Annotated in this window: 22 protein-coding genes; 12 read left to right on the top strand and 10 right to left on the bottom strand. The window is 40.3% G+C overall.

Going from position 1 to position 23,402, the window contains the following annotated elements:
* Positions 1–93: 93 nt before the first annotated feature.
* Positions 94–2,148, top strand: coding sequence for a CHAT domain-containing protein (locus tag H6G18_RS02280; RefSeq protein WP_190405451.1), 2,055 nt, complete (start codon positions 94–96; stop codon positions 2,146–2,148).
* A gap of 276 nt (positions 2,149–2,424) precedes the next feature.
* Here the strand turns inward: H6G18_RS02280 and H6G18_RS02275 are convergent, their stop codons facing one another.
* The 3 genes from H6G18_RS02275 to H6G18_RS02265 form a co-directional block, all read right to left on the bottom strand.
* Positions 2,425–2,769, bottom strand: a complete 345-nt coding sequence (locus H6G18_RS02275) for a DUF1815 family protein (protein WP_190405450.1) — start codon at positions 2,767–2,769, stop codon at positions 2,425–2,427.
* Between the two features lie 967 nt (positions 2,770–3,736).
* On the bottom strand, positions 3,737–3,952 hold the full coding sequence (locus tag H6G18_RS02270) for a DUF2839 domain-containing protein (protein WP_190405449.1): 216 nt from the start codon (positions 3,950–3,952) through the stop codon (positions 3,737–3,739).
* Positions 3,953–4,065: 113 nt separating this feature from the next.
* Positions 4,066–5,619, bottom strand: coding sequence for a helicase C-terminal domain-containing protein (locus tag H6G18_RS02265; RefSeq protein ID WP_190405448.1), 1,554 nt, complete (start codon positions 5,617–5,619; stop codon positions 4,066–4,068).
* Positions 5,620–5,774: 155 nt separating this feature from the next.
* Here H6G18_RS02265 and H6G18_RS02260 point away from each other — a divergent pair, with 155 nt between their 5' ends.
* The 3 genes from H6G18_RS02260 to lysS all read left to right on the top strand — a co-directional run bounded on the left by H6G18_RS02260 (position 5,775) and on the right by lysS (position 9,378).
* Entirely contained in the window at positions 5,775–6,737 is a 963-nt protein-coding gene (locus tag H6G18_RS02260; protein ID WP_190405447.1) for a M48 family metallopeptidase, read from the top strand.
* Between the two features lie 246 nt (positions 6,738–6,983).
* The gene (locus H6G18_RS02255) at positions 6,984–7,412 is read left to right on the top strand and encodes a hypothetical protein (protein WP_190405446.1); all 429 of its coding nucleotides are present in this window, start codon (positions 6,984–6,986) and stop codon (positions 7,410–7,412) included.
* A gap of 280 nt (positions 7,413–7,692) precedes the next feature.
* Positions 7,693–9,378 (top strand): lysine--tRNA ligase, encoded by a 1,686-nt coding sequence (gene lysS / locus H6G18_RS02250; protein ID WP_190405445.1) that lies wholly within the window; start codon positions 7,693–7,695, stop codon positions 9,376–9,378.
* Between the two features lie 120 nt (positions 9,379–9,498).
* Here lysS and H6G18_RS02245 read toward each other — a convergent pair whose 3' ends face one another.
* Both H6G18_RS02245 and H6G18_RS02240 read right to left on the bottom strand, forming a co-directional pair.
* Complete coding sequence (locus tag H6G18_RS02245) at positions 9,499–10,014, bottom strand: GNAT family N-acetyltransferase (RefSeq protein ID WP_199311520.1); 516 nt, start codon at positions 10,012–10,014, stop codon at positions 9,499–9,501.
* A complete protein-coding gene (locus tag H6G18_RS02240) occupies positions 10,011–10,451 on the bottom strand; it encodes a cyclic nucleotide-binding domain-containing protein (protein ID WP_190405444.1) in 441 nt (146 codons plus the stop codon). Before H6G18_RS02240 ends, H6G18_RS02245 begins: the two co-directional genes overlap by 4 nt.
* A 293-nt stretch (positions 10,452–10,744) precedes the next feature.
* On the opposite strand from H6G18_RS02240, the gene H6G18_RS02235 reads away from it, so the two are divergent.
* Both H6G18_RS02235 and H6G18_RS02230 read left to right on the top strand, forming a co-directional pair.
* Positions 10,745–13,756 (top strand): UPF0182 family protein, encoded by a 3,012-nt coding sequence (locus H6G18_RS02235; protein WP_190405468.1) that lies wholly within the window; start codon positions 10,745–10,747, stop codon positions 13,754–13,756.
* A gap of 125 nt (positions 13,757–13,881) precedes the next feature.
* Entirely contained in the window at positions 13,882–14,175 is a 294-nt protein-coding gene (locus H6G18_RS02230) for a hypothetical protein (protein ID WP_190405443.1), read from the top strand.
* 95 nt (positions 14,176–14,270) lie between these two features.
* Here the strand turns inward: H6G18_RS02230 and H6G18_RS02225 are convergent, their stop codons facing one another.
* Positions 14,271–14,681 (bottom strand): hypothetical protein, encoded by a 411-nt coding sequence (locus H6G18_RS02225; RefSeq protein WP_190405442.1) that lies wholly within the window; start codon positions 14,679–14,681, stop codon positions 14,271–14,273.
* A gap of 334 nt (positions 14,682–15,015) precedes the next feature.
* Here H6G18_RS02225 and H6G18_RS02220 point away from each other — a divergent pair, with 334 nt between their 5' ends.
* The gene (locus H6G18_RS02220) at positions 15,016–15,561 is read left to right on the top strand and encodes a PadR family transcriptional regulator (RefSeq protein ID WP_190405441.1); all 546 of its coding nucleotides are present in this window, start codon (positions 15,016–15,018) and stop codon (positions 15,559–15,561) included.
* Positions 15,562–15,814: 253 nt separating this feature from the next.
* Complete coding sequence (locus tag H6G18_RS02215; protein ID WP_190405440.1) at positions 15,815–16,243, top strand: hypothetical protein; 429 nt, start codon at positions 15,815–15,817, stop codon at positions 16,241–16,243.
* A gap of 10 nt (positions 16,244–16,253) precedes the next feature.
* Here the strand turns inward: H6G18_RS02215 and H6G18_RS02210 are convergent, their stop codons facing one another.
* The gene (locus H6G18_RS02210; RefSeq protein ID WP_190405439.1) at positions 16,254–16,901 is read right to left on the bottom strand and encodes a TetR/AcrR family transcriptional regulator; all 648 of its coding nucleotides are present in this window, start codon (positions 16,899–16,901) and stop codon (positions 16,254–16,256) included.
* A gap of 305 nt (positions 16,902–17,206) precedes the next feature.
* Here H6G18_RS02210 and H6G18_RS02205 point away from each other — a divergent pair, with 305 nt between their 5' ends.
* Positions 17,207–17,479 carry a hypothetical protein gene (locus H6G18_RS02205; protein WP_242040146.1) on the top strand — a complete coding sequence of 91 codons (273 nt, stop codon included), beginning with the start codon at positions 17,207–17,209 and terminating at the stop codon, positions 17,477–17,479.
* A 224-nt stretch (positions 17,480–17,703) separates the two neighbouring features.
* On the opposite strand, the gene H6G18_RS02200 is transcribed toward H6G18_RS02205, so the two are convergent.
* Positions 17,704–19,173, bottom strand: coding sequence for an amidohydrolase family protein (locus tag H6G18_RS02200; RefSeq protein WP_190405438.1), 1,470 nt, complete (start codon positions 19,171–19,173; stop codon positions 17,704–17,706).
* 133 nt (positions 19,174–19,306) lie between these two features.
* Here H6G18_RS02200 and H6G18_RS02195 point away from each other — a divergent pair, with 133 nt between their 5' ends.
* Positions 19,307–20,101 (top strand): aspartyl/asparaginyl beta-hydroxylase domain-containing protein, encoded by a 795-nt coding sequence (locus H6G18_RS02195; protein ID WP_190405437.1) that lies wholly within the window; start codon positions 19,307–19,309, stop codon positions 20,099–20,101.
* A 10-nt stretch (positions 20,102–20,111) separates the two neighbouring features.
* Here the strand turns inward: H6G18_RS02195 and H6G18_RS02190 are convergent, their stop codons facing one another.
* Positions 20,112–20,849 carry a DUF4437 domain-containing protein gene (locus tag H6G18_RS02190; protein ID WP_190405436.1) on the bottom strand — a complete coding sequence of 246 codons (738 nt, stop codon included), beginning with the start codon at positions 20,847–20,849 and terminating at the stop codon, positions 20,112–20,114.
* An 82-nt stretch (positions 20,850–20,931) separates the two neighbouring features.
* Here H6G18_RS02190 and H6G18_RS02185 point away from each other — a divergent pair, with 82 nt between their 5' ends.
* Positions 20,932–21,330: a nuclear transport factor 2 family protein gene (locus H6G18_RS02185; RefSeq protein ID WP_190405466.1), complete on the top strand. Its 399-nt coding sequence runs from the start codon at positions 20,932–20,934 to the stop codon at positions 21,328–21,330.
* Here the strand turns inward: H6G18_RS02185 and H6G18_RS02180 are convergent.
* Positions 21,327–21,791 (bottom strand): hypothetical protein, encoded by a 465-nt coding sequence (locus H6G18_RS02180; protein WP_190405435.1) that lies wholly within the window; start codon positions 21,789–21,791, stop codon positions 21,327–21,329. The two genes, H6G18_RS02185 and H6G18_RS02180, sit on opposite strands and share 4 nt — an antisense overlap.
* 235 nt (positions 21,792–22,026) lie before the next feature.
* Between H6G18_RS02180 and H6G18_RS02175 the strand changes: the two genes are divergently transcribed.
* Positions 22,027–23,376, top strand: a complete 1,350-nt coding sequence (locus H6G18_RS02175; protein WP_190405434.1) for a histidine phosphatase family protein — start codon at positions 22,027–22,029, stop codon at positions 23,374–23,376.
* The last annotated feature ends 26 nt before the right edge of the window (positions 23,377–23,402 follow it).

Here is a 23,402-nt window from a genome sequence, read left to right as displayed (position 1 = left end):
TTTCCAGATCTGGAATAACATAAAAAAGCATTGCATTGTTGAATTTATGCGATTAATTAGGTTTACACTCCTATATAAAAGGAGTGCTTAGTTATGCCGCTTCATCTGCGTTATTTCAGTACTTTAGTTTCACCTGTATTTTTTGTTCTGGGTTCTGGGGTAGTAGAAACACTAAATCAACAAGTGAATTTAACACTTAGTTACGGAGAAAAATCTCAGATTTTAGTCCAGAAAAATCAGCAAGTGCAAATTGAAGAATTAAATAGACAAGCAATTACAGATTCTCAGCAAAGTCAGCCGCAAGCAGCATTAAAAAAGTTACAGCAGGCTTTAACTATCAGTCAAGAAACTGGAGACAGGTTTTGGGAAGCTGTATCCTGGAATAATATTGGCAGAGTCTACCAAAGTCAAACTGAGTATTCGCTGGCGCTGCAATCTTATCAACAAGCGATAATTATCTATAGACAAATTGGCGATCGCGTCCAATTAGGCAAAACCTATAGTAATATAGGATACCTATTTCAAATTCAAAACAAACCAGGGCTAGCTATCTTTTTTTACAAGCATTGCTTGCTTAATCGTGAAATAGCACGTTTGCAACCATCTGTTTTCTCTAAATCCCAACCAAATGCGTATAACCTAAATGTAGCTCAAACATACCGCATTTTGGGTGATAAATTACTCAAACAAGAGCGTATAGCTGAAGCACAACGGACTATAGATTTACTAAAAGTTGAAGAACTACAGGAGTATTTACAGAATGTCCCTGGTAATCAACGTACTGCTAAAGGTATTGAGATTATCGTCCAGGAAAAACCAGTTAAACAAAAACTAGACCAGACTGTAGATAGTGCAGTGGCTTTGGGTAAAGAACTGACAATACTGAGAAAAATACCACCCCAAGAGCGATCGCTGCAACAAACAGAACGCATTAAGCAACTGGTAACACAGCAACAGCAACTACTACAAGCGTTTAACCAATTTATCACTAGTCCCGCCGTCACCACACAGTTAGAACAAATTAACCATACTGCTAGGCGACAAAATTTAAACTTAGAAACTATCAACGAAATTCGAGATAATTTAGCGCGTTTACCCCAAAAATCTGCAATTATTTATCCTTTAGTTCTCAAGGATAGCTTGGAATTGGTCATAGTCACCCCAGAATCTCCGCCAATTCATCACACGGTATCTGTAACCCAGGTAAAACTTAATCAAACTATAGCTACCTTTCGTCAAGCGTTGACAAATCCTAGCAAGGATATTAAGACACCTGCGCGTCAATTATACGACTGGCTGATTCAACCCATAGAATCCAAATTAAAGCAAGCCGGAATACAAACTTTACTTTACGCACCAGATAGCCAGTTACGTTACATTCCCTTATCAGCTCTATATGATGGTAAACAATGGCTTGTTGAGAGTTTTAATATTAATCACATCACCGCCGCTAGCTTGACTAACTTGAACACTCCACGAAATCAAGATTTGCGGGTTTTAGCTGGTGCTTTCACTCAAGGTAATTATCAAGTCACAGTCGGTAATCAACGATTGGCCTTTTCTAGCTTACCATTTGCCGCACTGGAATTAGAAAATTTAGCTGCTACTATTCCTCAAACCAAGAAATTGTTAGGTAGTAGCTTTAGTCCACAAGTCACAGTACCTCAGATGGATGACTATACAATTGTTCATCTAGCAACTCATGCAGCCTTTGTGGTGGGTAAACCACAAGATTCGTTTATTCTATTTGGTAATGGCGATCGCGTAAACCTGACAGATGTTGCCACATGGTCGCTACCCCATGTAGATTTAGTAGTATTAAGTGCCTGTGAAACTGGCTTAGGTGGAAAGTTAGGCGACGGCCAAGAAATTCTGGGCTTTGGTTATCAGATGCAAAGAACTGGCGCTAAGGCCGCTATTGCCTCACTTTGGGCAGTAGATGATGGTGGTACGCAAGCATTGATGAGTGCGTTTTATGACAAATTATCTACGGGAAAATTGACAAAAACCACAGCTTTACAACAAGCACAAATAGCTTTAATTAATGACTTAGAGACAAAAAATCAAAAATTGTCAGTAACAAATACCAGTAATTTTAATCACCCTTACTATTGGGCATCCTTCATTTTGATTGGGAATGGCTTGTAGAATAATTCGTAATAGCCTATGGCTAGGCTAACGCCTACGTAATTCGTAAATTTAATTTAGTTCCCAGCCTCCGAATATAGAGGGTAGGTAATTACGAATTATTCAAGCTTCAGCACGCATAATATAGACACATCGCAACAATTAGCTAATCAATTACACAAAAGTGATGGTCAATAGCTAAGAATTGCTAACCAAGCCTTAATTCATAATTTTTCAGTGAGATGTAATCGATGTTCAATGTGAAATCGACTATGAGAACTACGTGTACAGAAATTGTTAACTCCGTTTTACCAAAGTCTTGTTCCCAGAACTCACTGGCGTAGGTTGCTTCACCAGATTAGCTAGTTCCTGTAACTGGTTAATTGCTTCTGCACCTTCTAGTTTCATCAATTCGCGGTCGTCCCGCATCTCCGTCCAGGTGATCCCATAGTCAGATACTAAGAACCGAATCAGATGATTATTGCCCAAACTCACCATAAATGAAGCACTGTTCATTTGGTCGCCGCAGGTATAACAAGACGCAAGATACCCACGCCGTTCTAGTACAATTGCCAAGGCTTGGAGGTTCATTACCAAGTCTTGAACGAACTGCCGATGTTGATGCGCTAGTCTTAGAAACACTTTTGTCCTCCAGACACCACAGTCATTTTAGTCTCTTTTATATTTTCTTTAGATTCTCTCATCCATTGGTATTGTAAACTATCCATTACAATTACCAGAAATTGATTGAAGTAGTTAATTGACTACCTTGCTCAGGGTAAGAGAAAACTGCACTTTCTGCCGTATCAAACAATTCACTTTACAAAATCAGGTCATCAGACGAAGTTAAGAAAATTAATACATAAGTTTACAATTTTTCGTCTGATTTTGTGATTATTGATAGCGATCGCATCAAGATTAACTCAGATTTAGCCTTAGTCAACTATAGAAAAATCACGGATTGCATTTTTACGTTTAGATGCAGTTGTTGTTCGTGATTCTCCCGGATTAGAAGTTTAGTCAATTCTCTATAAGCTCGCTTTGCGGTAAAAATACAGACTTCCTAATTGAAGATTGTTTGCAAATTTTCCTTTCCCCAAGTCAAAACCTCCTGGGTGTATAAAGTTGCAATCAATTAGGGTACAAGCTTGAGAGTGAAAATACAGGCGTAATGTCTGAGTTATAGTAGGGAATTGATTACACTTCAAAAAATATAACGACAGCCCGAATACCTATAGGCATAGAACCGAGCATAGCTAAACTCAAGATAAGTATGTTGCCATTCCGGCAGTATTTTTTTAGGCTTTAAACATTAAAAAAAGTTAAGTACATTACAAATATCCCCCTTGAAGGTAGACAGGATTCGCATAGGAAGCTGATTCTCCTAAAACTCTGTAGCCAATCATATTTAAGCCTAACAGTAAGTCACTCTAGCGAGAGTTATAGATACAGAACTTAAACAGCAACAGAATTTGCTAAAGTGTGAATTTTCGCTTATTCCCATTGGTAACAAGGTCATTGGGACTTAGGCAACAAACCGCTTCCCTAAATAAGGGTGTAAGGGTGTAAAGATTTTGAATATATACACCCCTATCTTTTGACAGAAATTTTAGGCTGCTACTTGCCACCAACCAAAAGCCGGTCCGATAAAACGGATTGTTACCCAAGCAACAACCATAACACCAATGCCTATCCAGGCACCGCGAGTACTCCAGGTAACGAATAGTTCAGCTTGAGATTTAGTAATGGGAACCCAAGACAAGATACGGGTGTCTTGCCCGTATTGTTCTCCCATTGTTGTTTTACGACGCTTTGCTTCACCCATAATTAAAATTCACGATTTAGTCTAGGCTATAAATTCACTTTAATACTTATGGTCATTAGTCATTACTTATCTTCTCCCCCTGCTCCCGGCCACGCCACTTGCTCCCCCTCAAGCTAGGCTGAATTTTCTTCGCCGTTGGGGGTAAACAGACTGGGATCGAGATAGTTGAGGCGTGCTAGAGGGCTGAGAGAATTGAGAATTTGGGAGCCATAGCTACGATTGACGACACGGCTATCGAGTAAAGCGACAATACCTTGATTTTCGCGCACAGGGGCAACTGCTCTTTGCAATTCATTCAAAGCAGTTGGTAATAAAAATAAACGAAACCAATCTTGATGCGATCGCTTATAATGAGCAACCCTACCAGCCACCAGGGGATGTTCTAGAGACGGTAGGGGTAAAGTCGCAATCACTAACAATTGGGGAGCAGGTAAGACCGCCTGATGTTCTCGCCAAAACTCCCAACCGCTAACCAAAATGCCATTTTCATCCAAACAAGTTTTTTCTACCTGCACCCGCGAACCAAACTCTGAGGCTAAGATTGTTCCCACCTGAGCCTTTAATGGCACATCTCCCACCAGTAAAACAGTTAATCCTGGTGCTGTAGCACTCAGACAAACTAAAGTCCGCACCTTATGAATGAATGCGGCTTGAAACTCTGGCGTATTGGGCAGAGGTAACTTGTAAGGTATGTACAGTTGAATTGCCTCTGATTGGCTATCAGAAGCGAATTTTAAGCAAGTTAAATCATCTAAACCCAAACGCTGATGGAACAAAGGAGCCTCTGTTTCCGGCTCTAAAGCACTGCCAATTAAGACGACTGGCTGTCGTTGCCAAATAGGTGCAAGAATTTCACCCAATTCTATTGGCGCGTAGTGTAAGGAAAATAAACCTTGACGACGGGCAATAGTCGCCCAGATCAGGGGTGAAGTAGTCGCAGTATGATTTTGGTCGTTTGGTAATTGTTGCCAGAAATGTTGCCAAACATCTGGTAAGCCTGATGCTGATTCTAAAGTTGTGTGGAGCTTGCTTAAAATATCAGCTTCTAATTGAGAAATTAAATAACAATTGTAAGGATTAGCTGGATGCTTGAACAATTCGCTTGTCAGTTCAATTCTGGCTGCACGAATTGCTTCAGCATGGTTAGGACAAGCGAGTATAAGTTGATCCCAGTCTGGGGATTCTATATTTTGGGTAAGCTGATGACGTACCCAATCCTCTAAATCATCTACCCCATCAATAATTGTGGGTAGACCTTGGGGAAAATAATCAGCAGATGTCAGTTGTCCACGTAACCAAGCTTCTGGGGAAGTCAGAAGTATTCCTTGGAACTCAGGGCTAGGCCAAACGTCACCTGTCCTGATTGGTTTATTTATTTTTAGCCACTGCTGTAGACGAGGAATTTCTACTCGTAAGAGGAGCTGTTGCACTGTTTCTGTGGCAACAATAATTACAGGACCATGCCACATCAAGGCGGAGGCGACAAAACTTGTGCGATATCGCCCTTGATAGCCGCAAACAGACCCTACTTGAATTAAGGCGCTACGTCCCAGACGCAAGGCGCGTGCTACCAACCGTGCCATCGTTAAATGATGGGGCCAGGAAGGGAAACCCGCCTGCGATCGCAAAAAGTTATGTAATGACAAATGAACTTCTGCCTCAATCACACGCTTTCCATCCCATAAAAAGTGACTTTAATTGCCAATAACCCCATTTCTATTATCTTATTTATCAGTTGTTAGTAGTTAGTCGTCAGTTGCATTCACGCTGAGTATTGACCACTTACTACTGACCACTGACCACTGACCCATCATTCTAAATTATGCCAACTTACACAGGAATTTCCAGCGAAGCCTTCAGACATCCACTGGATCAGCAAGCCGAGCAAGCTTTACGAAATTTACCAGGATTTGATTTAATTGCTCGTAAGTTTGTGGAATTTGTCTACGAACGCCCTCAGCTAGTCTATCTAATGGGTAACACCATCCAAGTAGGGCCTCGGCAATATTCCACTATTTACCAGATGTTTCGGGAGTGCGTGCGGGATTTAGATATTTATCCAGAACCTACACTGTTTGTTTCACAAAATCCTCAGGCAAATAGCTACGCATTAGGTCAAGAGAATCCTTACATAGTCATAAATACAGGGATATTAGACTTACTTAATGAAGCCGAAATTCGGGCGGTGTTAGCCCACGAACTGGGGCATATTAAATGTGGTCATACTATTCTAATTCAAATGGCGATGTGGGCGATGAGTGCCGCTTCTGCTTTAGGAGAATTAACCTTTGGTATTGGTAATTTCGTGTCTCAAGGCTTAATTTATGCCTTTTTTGAATGGCGACGCAAGGCTGAGTTAACGGCAGATCGGGCGGCTCTGTTAGTGGTAGATGACCTAAATACCGTCTTGTCGTCCATGATGAAAATTTCTGGCGGTAGCAGCAAATACGCCAACGAATGTAGTTTACAGGAATTTATCAAGCAGTCCGAAAATTATCACGCATTAGATGATGATGGACTCAATCAAGTGTATAAATTCTTAATGTACAACGGCGCTCAGGGTACGATGTTAACCCATCCTTTCCCGGTAGAAAGAGTCCAGTATTTAAAACAATGGGCAGTATCGCCAGAATATCAACAAATTCGCCAAGGTAATTATCAGCGATCGCCTGCCTCTGGTTCTGTAGACGTAAAAGCAGCCACTACCGAAGCCGAAGCCGAAAGATTACGCCGTCAAATTGAAGAATTACAACAAGAAATTAACAAAATGAAAAAGTCTGAGTAATAGTCAGTTGCCAGTTGCCAATAGTTTTCCCTTGCTCCCTGCTCCCCTGCTTCCTCTGCTTCCCCCCATTCACTCAAAACAGTCATTTAAGAGACTCCGTTGTTTTTCGGTTAGGTGTAGCCTCAGGATGAGAGCGATCATTTTAGCTAAATAGTCCCTTGGAGAGTGGGACAATCTCAAATGTGAACCCTTGCAACCTGCACAACAGGCAACCAATAACTAAATTCCGTCTGGAAACTGCTGAATATGGCAATTAACTTTCCAAAGTGGCTAACTGTGTTGGTCACTATTCTTGCCCTGCTTCTACTCATACCTGTAACCACCTTGGCAGCACCATTTGGATTTCCAACATCCTCTAAAGGAATTCATACCCCTGCTGCTAGTTTAGTTACTACCTACCCTTCTTTTTCTGATTTGGATTTGACTCCTTTGCAGCGCCAACGACTGCAAGGTGTGCTGCAACGTAGAAATAAAGAAATCCAGGCAGTTTTAGATATCTCGCAACGTGATGAACTCAGGCATCAAGTACACTCCGGTTATAGCTTCAATCAAGCCTTGATCTCACTGGATTTACAACCAGAACAGCAACACCTGATTAAAGCCATAGAACAATTGACAAGTCTGAAATTGAAAGCGCTTTTAGTTCGATACTCAGTGTCAAGCGTTAGTAATTAAAACCTGTCTGCCTCTTTTGGGAAAATAGCGTCCGTCCTTGGCGGGCGCTTTCGCGCGATCGCCTCTAAGATATGATTTAGCATCCAAACATCAACAAATCATCAAGAATTTTTCCCCAATCCCCAGTCCTTATACCAATTCACTAAAATTTTGAAACAGATCCAAATCTAGAAACCCTCGTAAAATATGGAGTTCTTAATTTTGAATTTTGAATTGGTATTCCCCCTTAATCCCTAATCCCTATTTATAATTAATCTTGCCCTCTGAATAGTTCGTTACCATGTCGGAAGAAGATATCCGTGCCGCTAGGCTGGAGAAAGTAGCACAACTCAAGCAGCTAGGGACTAACCCCTACGCTTACCGTTGGGAATCTACCCACCACGCCGCCCAATTACAAGAAAAATTTACTGATTTACCCAGTGGTGAAGAAGTCGATGCAGAAGTTGCCATTGCTGGACGCATTATGGCGCGTCGCGTTTTTGGTAAGTTGGCTTTCTTCACTTTGGAAGATGAAACAGGCACAATTCAGCTTTATCTAGAAAAAAATCGGATTCAAGAAAGCATGGCAGAAGTCGATGCCGATGCTTTTAATCACCTCAAACAACTCACCGATGTAGGGGACATTCTGGGAGCTAAAGGTACAATTAAACGGACTGAAAAGGGCGAATTATCGGTTTACGTCAAACAATATACCATCCTCACTAAATCCCTGTTGCCTCTACCCGACAAGTGGCATGGGTTGACGGATGTTGCCAAGCGTTACCGTCAACGCTACGTTGACTTGATTGTTAACCCCGAAGTCCGGCAAACGTTCCGTCGTCGCGCGCAAATTACGGCTGGGATTCGCCGCTATTTGGAAGAACGGGATTTTTTAGAAATTGAAACCCCAGTTTTACAAAGTGAAGCCGGTGGTGCAGATGCACGTCCTTTTGTCACTTATCACAACACGTTGGAAATGGAGTTGTATCTGCGAATAGCCACAGAACTCCATCTCAAGCGGTTAATTGTCGGTGGTTTTGAAAAGGTGTTTGAATTGGGGCGAATTTTCCGCAATGAGGGGATTTCCACCAGGCACAATCCCGAATTTACCTCAATTGAAGTTTATCAAGCCTACGCCGACTACAACGATATGATGGCGCTGACGGAAGGTATTATCACCACCGTTGCCCAAGATATACTCGGTACACTGCAAATTACCTACCAAGGTGAAACGGTAGATTTGACACCACCTTGGCGACGGGTGACAATGCACGATTTAGTCAAGGAATATACAGGGCTGGATTTCCATTCTTTTTCGAGTTTGGAAGAAGCGAAAACTGCCAGTAAAAATGCTGGAATTCCTGGGGTAGATGAAGCTCAAACTATAGGTAAAATTCTGAATCTAGCCTTTGAAGAAAAGGTAGAAACCAATTTAATTCAGCCTACCTTTGTTATTGATTATCCCGTAGAAATTTCACCACTAGCTAAACCCCATCGTTCTCAACCTGGATTAGTAGAACGCTTTGAATTATTCATAGTCGGACGGGAAACAGCTAATAGTTTCTCAGAATTAACAGACCCCATCGACCAAAGAGAACGCCTAGAAGCGCAAGCAGCCAAAAAAGCCGCCGGTGACTTGGAAGCCCAAGGTGTAGATGAAGACTTCTTAACGGCGTTGGAATACGGTATGCCACCCACAGGAGGTTTAGGTATTGGGATCGATCGCTTGGTCATGTTATTAACGGATGCTGCCAGTATTCGAGATGTGATTGCTTTCCCTTTACTCAAGCCTGAAAGCAGTTTTATTAAGGAATTTCGCTATGAGCAAAAAACTCAAACACTGACTATTGAATTTGATAGCGGAAGTGTGTATGAGTATTTTAAAGTACCTGCTAACGTCAAGGAAGAATTAGACAATGCACCTTCTAAAGGTCAATATTTCAACAAATTTATTAAGGGAAAATTTAAGCATGAACAATTAAGTTGAGATAGTTAATTTAGTAGGGTGTGTTAGCGACAGATACGGCTTACGCCTAACACACCCTTCCTCTACTTAGATTGTTTCATAAATCAAATCGGATTTTTATACCCTGCTGTGGGTTATTATTTAAAAGTTAAGGCAGTAAATGAGTTCATCCGCAAGCTGACCTTGGAAAAACTCTGCGTTTTTATTGACTTTTTTTAACTTAAACCCCAGCTTTTCCACGACTTTGCAGGAAGCCAAATTATACTCGTTAATCAATGCGTGTAGTGAGGATAGGGGAAAGCGTTTTTGGGTTTGGGCGATCGCTAGGGAACAATAGAGGGGAGCGTATCCTTGTTTCTGGAAAGGAGCAAATGTCATCAAGCCGATTTCTGCATACAGGTCATCAAAAATACCTATTTCTACCATACCTACATACTGGTTGTGGGTAGTTACAGCAACCCATTTTAGCCAGGTCATAGTTTCATTATCAGGGGATTTTTCTAGAGCAGCGAACCGAAAATTATGCTGAACCTCTCTGAGGGTAGGAATTGGTTCCTCAATATATTTATACATCTGTGGATCACTGATGTATGGGTAAATAATTTGGGCGTGTTGTTCTGTAACTTTTTCTAGACGCAAAATAATTTTTTCTGTCAAGACTGTGATGGAGATATATTAACGTTGTCGTTGAGTCGGCGAATTAGGCGAGATAGTTCACGAATGATATTCACCGCAATTTCGGGAGTTTCTTCAATGGCATCATATAGTTGCTCTTGTGTTAGTTCCAAAAATTCGCAAGGTTCTATGGTTGTGACAGAAGCAGAACGCGGTTGAGTGTCAAATACAGCCATTTCGCCAAAGTATTTTCCCTGGTCTACTTCTGCAAGTTTTTTATCTCCAATATGAACCTTGACTCTACCAGAAACAATAATATATAGCGATCGCCCCTCTTCTCCCTGTCTAAAAATCGTGTGATTGGCGGGAAATTGCAATTCGTGCATTACTGATGTCAGCCGCACGATAAAATCATCCCGCAATTCTTTAAAAATCGGGACTCGTCGCACAAATAATAAACGATCAACGCTACTAAGCATAATTACATAGTCAGTTGTCAGTTGTCAGTTGTCAGTTGTCAGTTGTCAGTTGCTATTGTTGTTTTTTTACCTAGTAGTCTCCCAAGTTAAGTTTGCAAGGTTAATAGCAGCAAAAAAGTCTCCCCCTGCTCCCTGCTCTCTTCCCCCCTGCTTCTTCTCCCGACTAGCAAGTATAAGCTAAAGATTAATTTAAACCAGCAGAATAATTACCAGATAAATTCATAATGGATATGAGGGCCGGGGAAAATTCTCCATTATTTGTGCCTGGAGTACTTAATTTAACTGCCCAAAAAATGTTTTGGAAATGGTGCTTTCGACTCTTAATAGTCTTTGTCGGGCTATGGCTATTCTTGGATCTAAGTTCCCGCTTGGGTGCAGAAATTTTTTGGTTTCAAGAAGTCGGCTACTTGCAAGTATTTCTATTGCGGTTGGTGAGTCGTGGGTTTTTCTGGGTGATGGCTGCGGGGACGACTGCTGCTTATTTGTGGGGAAATTTGGCTTTGGCGCAACGGCTGAAGTATCCCCAGTCTTTAAAAATTGCGGAAGTCAGGAAAGAAGAAGCAGACCTAAGTATTGAATTAAAAAACTTTCTTAGTCCTCAATATTCTAGGTTGAATGCCACGAGAATACCTGATGGGCGCACTTTAAAACCCTTCAGGTTGCGGTGGCTGTTACCCTTAGCTTTAGCATTTAGTTTATTAGCCGGTTTAATACTGGTTCACTACGGACAAATAGCCCTTTCCTACTGGTATCCGGCATTTAATAACAATAATTTACCAACAATTAATTCATTTCGATTAGAAACTATTTGGCAACTAGGTAGCCAGCTTTTTTCCCAAATATTGTATCTTGGCTTAATTGTCGGTGTAGCGATCGCTATTTTAATTTACTCACAATTTTTCCTGAGGGCGATCGCCGTTGTACTCAGTGTTGTGTTTGGGATCATCTTGTTTGACAATTGGGCAAAGGTTATACAGTATTTCTTCCCCACATCTTTCAACAGTACTGAACCTTTATTTGGTAAGGATATCAGCTTTTATATTTTTTCTCTACCATTGTGGGAACTCCTAGAATTTTGGTTGATGGGGATGTTTTTGTATGGCTTCATCGCCGTCGCTCTCACCTATCTCCTCTCCGCAGACAGTCTCAGTCAAGGTATTTTCCCCGGCTTTTCATCCCAACAGCAACGTCATCTATTTGGTGTGGGTGGCTTGTTAATGTTGATGGTTGGTTTCAGTTATTGGCTGAGTCGTTATGAGTTGGTTTATTCTCCCCGTGGGGTAAGTTATGGTGCTAGTTACACAGATGTTACTGTACAATTACCAGCCTATAACTTTTTGTGTGTTGCCGGATTAGCGATCGCTTTTTACCTATTATGGCGGACAATTTTTTGGCGTTCTAAGTCTCGATATCGTCAATTTGTACTTTATGGATTGGGTGTTTATTTATTTCTAGTAGTGGCTACTGGTCAAATTTTGCCTACAATAATACAGTATTTGGTTGTTCAGCCCAACGAATTACAACGAGAACAACTATATATTCAACGTACAATTGCCTTAACAAGACAAGCGTTTGCCCTAGAAACCATTGACGCTAGAACCTTTAACCCTCTGGGAGATTTAACCACAGCAGCTATCCAAGCCAACGATTTGACGATTCGCAACATTCGCCTGTGGGATCAACGACCATTATTAGAAACTAACCGCCAACTGCAACAATTTCGCCCTTACTATCGCTTCCCCGATGCAGATATTGACCGCTACACCCTAGAAACTGAAACACCAGCAGATAGACCCGCAAACCCTCCTCAGTCAACAACACCAGAGGAAACAGGCGGTGAAGCAACGGAACGGCGACAAGTACTAATTGCTGCAAGGGAACTAGATTATAGTGAAGTCCCACAGGAGGCGCAAACATGGGTTAACAGACATCTCATTTATACTCACGGTTACGGATTTACCATGAGTCCGGTTAATACTGCTGGGCCTGGTGGATTACCAGAATATTTTGTTAAAGATATTGCGGACAATGAAGAAGGCGCTCTCTCTACTTCCAGTGAAGCAATTCGTAACAGTGTTCCCATTGGACAACCCCGAATTTATTACGGTGAAATTGCCAATGCTTATGTACTGACTGGTACAAGGGTGCGAGAATTAGATTATCCCAGTGGTAGCGAAAATGCTTACAATACTTATGACGGTTTAGGTGGAATTACTATCGGTACTGGGTGGCGGAGGGGACTATTTGCCATGTATTTAAAAGATTGGCAAATGTTGTTTACACGGGATTTTCTCCCAGAAACAAAGTTATTACTCCGGCGGAATGTCAAGAGCAGAATCCAGGCGATCGCACCTTTTTTAAAATTTGATAGTGACCCCTATTTAGTTGCTGCTGATGCTAACCCAGCATTTCCTGGTAACAATAATTATTTGTACTGGATGGTTGATGCTTATACAACGAGCGATCGCTATCCTTACTCAGATCCCAATGGTAAAGGTATCAATTACATTCGTAACTCAGTCAAAATAGTTATTGATGCTTATAACGGTACAGTTCAATTTTATATTGCTGATGCGACAGACCCCATCATCGCTACTTGGTCAGCTATCTTTCCCCAAATGTTCCAGCCATTGAGTGCTATGCCGGTCACTCTCCGTAGTCATATCCGCTATCCAGTGGATTTCTTCTCTATTCAATCTGAACGGTTGATGATCTACCACATGACAGATACTGTAGTATTCTACAACCGAGAAGACCAATGGCAAATCCCCAATGAAATTTATGGTGATAAACCCCGTCCGGTAGAACCTTATTACTTGATTACCAGTTTACCTACTGTTCCCTTTGAAGAATTTATCCTACTGATACCCTACACCCCCAAACAAAGAACTAACTTAATTGCTTGGTTAGCCGCGCGATCGGATGGTGAAAATTACGGTAGGTTATTGTTGTATAACTTTCCCAAGGAACGTCTTGTCTTTGGAACAGAACAAATCGAAGCACGCATTAACCAAGACCCAGTAATTTCCCAGCAAATTTCCTTATGGAATCGTCAGGGTTCGAGAGCAATTCAAGGAAATTTGTTAGTAATTCCTATCGAACAATCTCTATTATATGTTGAGCCAATTTACCTGGAAGCTACCCAAAATAGTCTTCCAACTCTAGTGCGTGTAGTCGTAGCTTACGAAAACCGGATTGTTATGGCTCAAACCTTGGAACAAGCTTTACAAGGCATATTTCAACCAGAAATCACACCAGCACCACCAATTATTCGTCCTTTTGAAGAGGGTACACCCCCTGGTTAGTCAAGAGATTATCTTCAGTATTCCTGTTAGTAAATTATCGTACTAATTACGCATTTATACTATTGCGCTAGTCTTGCATACCCACATAGTATTTAGCACATCGCTTTACTACTACTGCACTAATTGTGAAATCTATTCTACAAACCTACCTAGAGAAAGAAATTTGGATACTGATACGAGATAAATGGTATTACGCAAACATTATTGGGGTTTGGGATGATTTGTTGTGGTTTAAACATAGAACTCACAACAAAGATACAGAGGAAGATACTTTATGGGAAATGGTTGTCCAGATCAGCGAAGTAGTCGCCATCGATAAAGTTGTCTCTGTCGTTAGTAGAAAACCAGATGTGTTTATGTCACGACTACTAGAAACCGATAGTTATACCAATAATCATCAGGGACACGATAATTCTTGATAAATTCAAGAACTGTCATTTCCTTGTATAGAGAAAAGCACCGTGAGTTATTTCACGGTGCTTTTCTCTATCTACAGGGATTCTGTTTTGCTTTCTCAAGCAGATGCAAGCAGTTGTGACACTTCTGCATGGGCTAACACTACACCAGGCTCACCTTGGAGTGCAGTATAGTATTTTCTGGCGAATGTATTCCCCTCCTCTGAAGGCGAGAGTAAGGAGCGGATATCAAAAATCAAATTTTTGACGTTATTTGGGGATATGGGTTCATCTGCTGTGAGTATTTCATCAATTTGAACAATAACTTCCGAAATGCTGTGTAACCAAGCAAATTGCTCGTGATTGATGACAAGTTGCAGAAATTCTCCGCTTGATATTCTTCCACTCGCCTGTTCATAAGTGATACGTTCTGCGTCCAGTAAAACTTTGTGCAGTTTGAGTAATTTGTTTCGTAAATTCTTGAGGTGCTGATGTTGATTTATTCGTTGTAAAAGTGTGTTAGAAGTCAATGGAATCTATCCTCCCATTACAATGATTTTTAATAGCTGAAATTTCTGTTGAGGTTTGCATCACAAAAAACTTCTCATCAAACTGCTTTATTAAGTGCAATATCAGGAATTAGTAGTCCATTCAAGCGTGATGTGTATCTGATGGATTGGCACTCTGTAATTCCTCCCTATCTCGCATAGATTCTTTTTTTTGCACTCAACACAGTAAATTTTATTGTTGAGAATGCTTTTGTTTTGTCATATGTCTTCTCTATATGAATATTCATATATTAGCATAATAAATATAGGAGCTATCAAATATAGTTTTTACTACTGTATTTTCGGAAAACCGTCTATGTCTCTAGCATACGTAATTCTCGGTTTCTTACAAAAGGAAGACATGACAGGTTATGACCTCAAGACGAGTTGTTTTGATCAATATATTGCTCACTTATGGCCAGCAGATCAAGCACAGATTTATAAAACTCTCGATAAGCTTTTTGAGCAGGGTTGGATTAATTGTCATGTTGAGATTCAGCGCGATCGCCCAAATCGTAAAGTATATAGTCTCACAGAACTGGGCAACGCCGAGTTGATTAGTTGGCTCCAATGTCCCCAACCCTTGCCTATAGTCAGAGAGCCTTTACTTGTACAATTATTTTTTGCGGCTCAGTTACCTAATGGCGCGATCGCTAGTCTACTAGAAAAGCAACTAGCTGCTCACTATGAAAAAATTAGCGATTGTGAAGCAATCAAGCAACCATCTGTTGACAATGAACTGGCGACTCGTGAGCAACTCATACATCGACTACTGTTAGAATTAATTGTGCGCCGCGAGCAAACTTATATTGACTGGCTAAAGTCAGCTATTGAAATACTAGGAGATAAAGTTGACAATTAAATTTTGAATTTGCATTGATTTTATTTTCAAAAAAGTTGACAATACTTGTCAATATCATCAAAATGACCCACAAACTCTAGAGAAATGATATAAGATATAGTAATTATTATTATTTATTAAAAATTAATATTTTTAAGTTATTTAAACTTATTATATTTCTTTTAAAGAAATACTGCTTTGAGGATGATATATTAGCCTTATTTTATTAATATCTTAATCAAAGACTACTATTATTTTTACAAGTATAGGAAGTATGAATATAGGCTATTTTCCCAAAATTCCTGTGATGGCTCTAGTACTACTGTGGTTAGCTTATGCTCTCTTAGGATGGTATCTTGCAGCACATCACATTATTTGGTTGGTAGGAGCTTTTATCGCTACTATTGCGATCGCTGTAGTCCGTAAGAGTATTTTTTGGTTGGAGAGTTTAGTTTCTTTTGGCTCTCGAACCTTAGTTGTCGTTATAGTATTGAGTGGATCTATTGCTTTAGTTGCAACTTGGTCAATGTTATTGAGTTTATTTCTCATACCTGTTGCAACTACTCTTTTAGCTGATTTAGAACTACGTTTTGCTGGCTTAAAAAAAATAGATTCATTTTGGATTTTAACTGTTTTAGCTGGTTTAGGTTTGACAGTGGGTGAAATGGTAGATATTTTACTTTTACCCAGTATTAGATACTAAAAAATGAACCTCATTTGGTATTACCCAAATAATTATTCAGATAACCCAACATCAATATCTTTGTTTCTGCTAGCAACAGTTGACGCTTTGCAGGATTCTGACTGGTAGCCAGCCATAGAAGATCACCTACTACTTTAACCACGACTAAGGCGATCGCTTGGCATTTTTCCACAGCTAAGTTGGGATTGAGTCGGGTAAAGAAAGCAGCAAGCTCATCAACAATCCGATATTCGTAGTTATCCATTGCTTCAATTGCTGAATATGTCATCAAGTTCAGCAACTGCTCATACACAGCACGATACCCCGGATGGCTATTCATAAAATGATCGAACGCATCAATCACCCGATCAACATAAACTGCTACAGGTAAAGTCTCGGCTTCTGCGGTGTGCAGTTTGGCAAACAACTGATATTCCTGCTGAAAATATTGGATAGCCAAGGCTTTGAGAATCGCTTCTTTATCAGGAAAGAACTGATACAGCGAACCAACAGGAATTTTCGCACGAGTGGCGATCGCTCTTGTTGTCGTCTGCTCATATCCCATCTCAATAAATAACTCCTCAGCTGCACTCAGGATGTCATTGACTCGCTGTTGGCTCCTCGCTTGCTGGGGTTGACGGCGCATCTTTGAGTTACTGGAAAGATTATTCACTGTCATAAATCTGATTGCACTCTTGACAAAACATGAGCAGTGTTCGTATTTTATTAATATGAACATTGTTCATATTATAGATAAATTACCTCATCCCCAGAAGCTTTTGCCATGCAAGGGATAAATTATCACCCAGTTCAGCTTCGTAATAAGCACCTTATACCAATTCAAAATTAAAAATTAAAAATTAAAAATCAAGACAGGACAAGCGTTTGAGGCTGTATATCTGTCGCATTCTTTTTTCAAATTGGTATTAGTGCTGAGAAAATCAAGGACTGTAGTACTGACTACATACATTAATTGTGATAAGTATGAGAAAGTTTGAGAAAAATCAAAAACTCTTTCCCTACTCCCCACTTCCTCATTACCTAGCCATTAACAAATGTTCCTGTACGTGGTTTCGTCTCATCCGTAATACCTATCCTTGGTTATCTTTGCTTATACAGGCTAGGCGAGTGATGTTTTCCTGCGGTAATCAAAAGATACGTGAACAAGTGCGTTTTTGGCAACTTTTCTATCGAGTAGATTTTGCTAGTTTGCTGGCGATCGCCATTGAATTAATTCAGCCAGAATTTTGGGTTTAAAACAAACACTAGACGGCAATTTTTAGTTAAACCATAATCACACCTATTCATTAAATTGAAATCTATATTGCAGTTTTCGGTAATGAAGTCGGTAAAAAACCCGTTTATAATCAATGACATAACAAATGTCAGAAATAATCATTGTTTAAAGTGGTTGCTCATACTAAATATTATGAGTAATCACTTTTTTATAGTTAGAGCCTATTTATAAATAGAAAGTTTCTCTAACATCTTTTCAAGTACTGTCCCGTGGGTGAACCAATAACTTGTCCATTGTGATAAATCAGATTACCACGCAAAAAAGTACTTTTTACTCGCCCACTTAACTCCATTCCTTCAAAAGGTGTATAACCCTGCTGTGATTGCGACTCAACTGAACGTACCACAAAGCTTTCATGAGGATTTACTAGCACCAAATCAGCATCATAGCCAATAGCAATATCTCCTTTTTTTAACAACCCAAAGCGCCGCGATGGGTTCCACGATAGCAACTTAGCCATGTGATTGTAAGACATTCCCCGCTTACTACCTTCACTCACTACACCAGAAAGTAAATATTCTGTACCACCAAAACCAGACTTTGCTAACCAAATATTATTTGGGTCTTTAGCACTTCTTTTTTGTTCAGCAGAACAGCAAGCATGGTCGCTAACTATCCAATCTACTTGATGCTTGAGTACTGCTTGCCATAAGTATTCCACATCAGCACGGGGACGAATAGGAGGATTTACTTTTGCCCAAGTCGCCGCAGTAGTATTAGTATCTAATAGTAAATGTCCGACGGTAACTTCCCGCCGAAAATTGATATGGGGAAAAGCAGTTTGCATCGTCAAAGCTGCTTCCATAGCCTTACGCGAACTCAAATGCAATAAATTGATATTTGCACAGTTAGTTTCGTGTGCCAAATAGGAAGCAATAGAAATTGCTAACCCTTCCGAATGCGGGGGACGCGCTGCACTGTAGGCGTGCAGTCCAGTTAGGCTAGAATCATTTTGCACAATTTTAGTATATGCGTTGAGAATTTCTGCAACTTCGCAGTGCAAACTCAAGCTAATATAATCTTGCACTTCTGGATGTTCTGCCATCAAGCGAGTTATACCGCGCATAATAAACTCAAAATGGGCAAAGTCGTAACGTTCCTCTTTATTTATCATCAAAAAGAGGTTTTGCTGGTCTGACAAACCATGCAACCCATAGCCGCCATAAAACATGAAGATTTTAAACGAAGTTACGCCATGTTCTGTAAACATTAGAGGTATTTCGTCAATATGCTGACTGGCTATAGGTGCGATGTGATAGCCATAATCCACAAAAAAATTCCCTGCGGATAACTCTAAAACTTCTGGAAAAAAATCGCGGTAGGAACCACCTTTATTTAAATAATATTGTCCTGTACGAATGTAGTTGAGACTAGATGTTACTCCCCCCATTGCAGCAGCTTTGCTTTCTGTGACTGCATCTTGATTAAGTGGTTGATAAATACCGATGTGCATATGGGCATCCACAACCCCAGGAAAACCTAGCAGGTTTTTGGCATCAAATATTTGTTTGCCTTTCTCTGGGGTAATATTAGGAGCAATCTGAGCAAATTTTCCATCTTTAATTCCTAAATCCAGTAGTTCAACAGTATCCTCATGGGGACGAACTACCCGCACATTTTTGATAATTTTATCTAATACAAGAGGTTCAGCCATAGTAGACCTCACACTAAAATGATTACAGAAGCAAAAGTTCTGGTTTGGTCAGGAATTTCAACATCGTACCGGAACGCCAACTAAATCCCCTTACTATGTAACAGTTTTTTATTTAGATTCAGGAGAAAAACTAATGGAAAGTTTTAATGAGTATCATCTAAATCCCCAAGACTTCCCGTTCCTCAACCGATTTCAGGATAATTGGCAAGTGATTAGAGATGAGTTTACAAGTTTTATTAAACAGGCATCTGATGAGGAATTAAAATTTACTTATGATGTTTTAGGGCCTAAAAGTAAAACGATAAAAACTAAAGGTAATTCAAAATACAGCGCTTTTGGGATCTTATTTCAAGGTTTATTTATTGAAGAATACATTCAATTTCATCAAATAAAATATTCAAATTATGGTACAAAAGAAGCATTAGAAACAGCATTAGAATTAAGAAATAAATATTTTTCTAATTTGGCTAAAGTAATAGAAAATGTCAATTTACTTGATGATAATATCATCAGGAATGTATATTTTGGAACATTCCATCCTGGATTAGATATTAAGCTTCACGTCAACTATAACCCTCACATGAATCGTGGTTATTTAGGTTTGATTGTTCCTGAGGGGGATGTGGCAATGAAGATATGTCATGAGCAACTTTATTGGCATCAAGGAGAAATTCTGATTTTAGATCACACTTATCCGCACTGTCCGCATAATTACACTAATTATGACAGAACTGTCTTAGTTATAGACTTTTTCAAACCGGATCAACCTAGAGAGGAAGTAATACGTTTTGAAAAAGAACAAGTTGCACAACGTATGCAGGATAATCCTTACAGCTTGGGTGTTTTTGGTAAAAGCGATAAAGCTAAAGCAGAAGATTTTATTAAGTATGGTTTAGCCCATCAGTTAGAGTGGGATAAAACTTTGTAATTTTAGCTTCTTAATCAGGCCAGATGTAGTCAGTGCGTAAAGGCCCGTCGGTGCGGAAGAAAATCAGCGTACCAGTGCTAGTAGCAAAAGGCCCGTGAGGGATATGTGCTGGTCGCCAGAAATAGCTACCTGGGGTCATAGTACCTAAGGGAGTGTTCATTTCACCCATGACAAGGTAAGCCTCTTCGACAACCGGATGAATTTCTACTCGGTTATCACGCCACTGAGGTAACACCCCAAGCAACCAAGTACTTGCTCCTGTATCTGGGTCTGTTCGGAGAACTTTTCGCATCGCTCCAGGTGGGAATCCTGGTGTAATAGTTCCACTCCAAGGAAGTGCAGACGTATCAATACTGGGGATGTAGCAATTCAGGTGTATGGGATGTGAATGCTCAGTAGTCGCAGTGAACAGAGAAGATGCTGACGGCATCCACAGAGCATTAGTTAAACCCTGTGCTTTCCAAGGCCCACAACAAACACCAGCAGGAATATAGGCATAGGAATGTTGTTTCAGGCGGTAAGGGCCAATTTGTAGTTGTCCGTCCAAGACAAATATCTCAATATCCGCAGAGAAAGAACCCATAGGTACAGACCAACCGGATGGAAAACTCACCAACTCAGTTGCTGCTCCATTCTGAGGATTATGACTCAGTGTGCGCGCACAAGCATCGTTTTCAATGCCATCTATATGCCAGATATGTTGCTCTACTTCGCTCGACAGAATGAATTCTATATGTGAACGTGTCATAGCTATTTTTATAAAAGAAAATGTAGAGTGAGTGTCTATGTCTAATAGATAATTAAATTTAGTATATTTCCAGTTAAGAATGATGACAAAAAATTCAGAAAACACCCTAAAAGTTGCTCATCAAGCATTTGAATACTTTATAAATGGTCTAGGAACGGGAGAATGGCAAACTTTCCTGGATATGCTAACGGAAGATTTTACTTTTTGGTTTCCAATGGGGAAATTTCACGGTTTGAATGTTGGGAAAGAAAGAGCTAAAGAATTTTTTACCTATGTTTCTGAATCTTTTAACCCCGGATTACAACTAACATCCTTAGACCACGTTACTAGCAATGAAAAGACTGTAGTTTTTGAGTTTCGAGATGAAGGATTATTATTAGGGAAACCTTATAAAAATCGTGTAGCGGTTGCTTTTGATGTGCGTGGTGAAAAGATTTGTAGTTATCGAGAGTATTTCGGTAGCGATGGTAAATCCAATTAATTATTTTGGGCTTGAATTGTTTGCAGTTCTTTACATTTTGCTTCTGCGGCTTGATAAGCGTTGAGGTATTCTTTTCCACCCAGCATGACATCACCATAATATTCATAAGGTGCTGCACCATAGATGGGTAATGGGTCATCTTCGGGATAATCTTCTTTTGATTCTTCTATAATTGCTTTTAACTGTTTAATACTCCAGCTTTCTGCTAAAAAATACCATAATTCTTCAGGTTTTTTGCGGAGATGAGGTAGTGTAGGATCGACAATAATATCTCCTATTTCAATCCAACTGTGTTCTCTGGGTTTGTATGGCTTGCCTGCACAAACTAGAAAACCTTGGACATAAGTTGCTCCCTGTGTTGCTAATGCGGCTTTATAAGCATTATCAAAGGGTTTATTGGACTTGCTTTTAATGCTTTCACCAATTTTTATGGAAAGCGTTTCATCTAATACTTTATTCATTGACAGCCCTAATGAGAGCGCCGACTACAATATAAATATACAATGAAATGACTTTTGACTTCCGCCTGACGATACTAGTCCCGAATCTGGCTGATCACTTCAGCATAGTTGAGATTAGCGATCGCCTGATTATGGCAATGAAAAAATCATTGAGTCGCTGATACCCAATCTAATGGATAATTCTGCCAGCATTTTGCAGTAAAATTAGTCCTTTAGATAGAGGAGGGCAAGACGGATGACTCGTGTCATTATTGTGCGTCACGGCCAAAGTACTTATAATACCGAACGGCGCATCCAAGGGCGTGCTGATGTTTCAACATTAACAGATCAAGGTCGTAGTGATGCTAGTAAGGTAGGCAAAGCCCTCACTAACATTTCCTTTAATGGGATTTACTGTAGCCCACTCCAGCGAGCCAAACAAACAGCAGAAATTATTCATAGTGAGTTAGCAAATCAGTCTGTCCCCGTTGCTGATGTGCAAACTTCCGAACTGCTACTAGAAATAGACTTGCCCTTATGGGAAAAAATGTTGACAGCCGATGTCAGACAGAAGTTTCCAGAAGATTACCGCATTTGGCATGAAAAGCCCCAAGAACTACAGATGCTAGTTAACGACAATGGGGTGACAAGAGAACATTTTCCGGTTCTATCTTTATACGAGCAGGCGCAGCAGTTTTGGCAAGAAATTTTGTCTCGCCATCGCGGTGAAACCATCCTCATAGTAGGACACAACGGCATTAACCGCGCCCTGATTAGTACAGCCTTGGGAATTCATCCTAGTCGTTACCATTCCATACAGCAATCTAACTGTGGAATCAGTGTATTAAATTTTGCTGGGGGATTGGAGGAACCAGTACAGTTAGAGTCAATGAATCAAACCCAACATATAGGGGAAACTCTCCCTTCCTTACGTCCCAATCATCAGGGAGTAAGACTGTTGTTGGTGCGTCATGGCGAAACTGAATGGAATCGCCAAACTAGGTTTCAAGGACAAATTGACATTCCCCTCAATGATAATGGCAGACAGCAGGCGCAAAAAGCCGGGGCATTTCTGCAAAATGTCGCTATTGATTTCGCTGTGAGTAGTTCTATGGCGCGTCCCAAGGAAACAGCCGAGATTATTTTGCGTCACCACCCAAGTATCAATTTGGAACTGCAAGACGGTTTAAGAGAAATCAGCCACGGACTTTGGGAAGGAAAATTAGAAGCAGAAATAGAACAGGAATTTCCTGGTGAGTTGCACCGTTGGCGGACAACACCTGGTGAAGTGCAAATGCCGGAAGGGGAAAATTTACAGCAGGTATGGGAACGTAGCGTCACAACTTGGCAAAATATCATCCAAACAGCATTAAATAATCAATGCCAAACAGGGTTGATAGTGGCTCATGATGCCACAAATAAAACTTTGTTGTGTCATGTTCTGGGTTTACCTACAGACAATTTCTGGAATTTTCGTCAAGGTAATGGGGCAGTTAGTGTAATTGACTACCCATCAGGATTAGATGGCGCTCCAGTCCTGCAAGCTATGAATATTACTACTCATCTGGGTGGTGTATTGGATAAAACCGCAGCTGGAGCATTATAGGCAAAAGATAAATCACAATAGACGAG

Source organism: Anabaena subtropica FACHB-260 (assembly GCF_014697105.1).
In the GTDB taxonomy this organism is placed as follows: domain Bacteria; phylum Cyanobacteriota; class Cyanobacteriia; order Cyanobacteriales; family Nostocaceae; genus Trichormus; species Trichormus subtropicus.
This window is presented reverse-complemented; position numbering and strand designations above follow the sequence as displayed.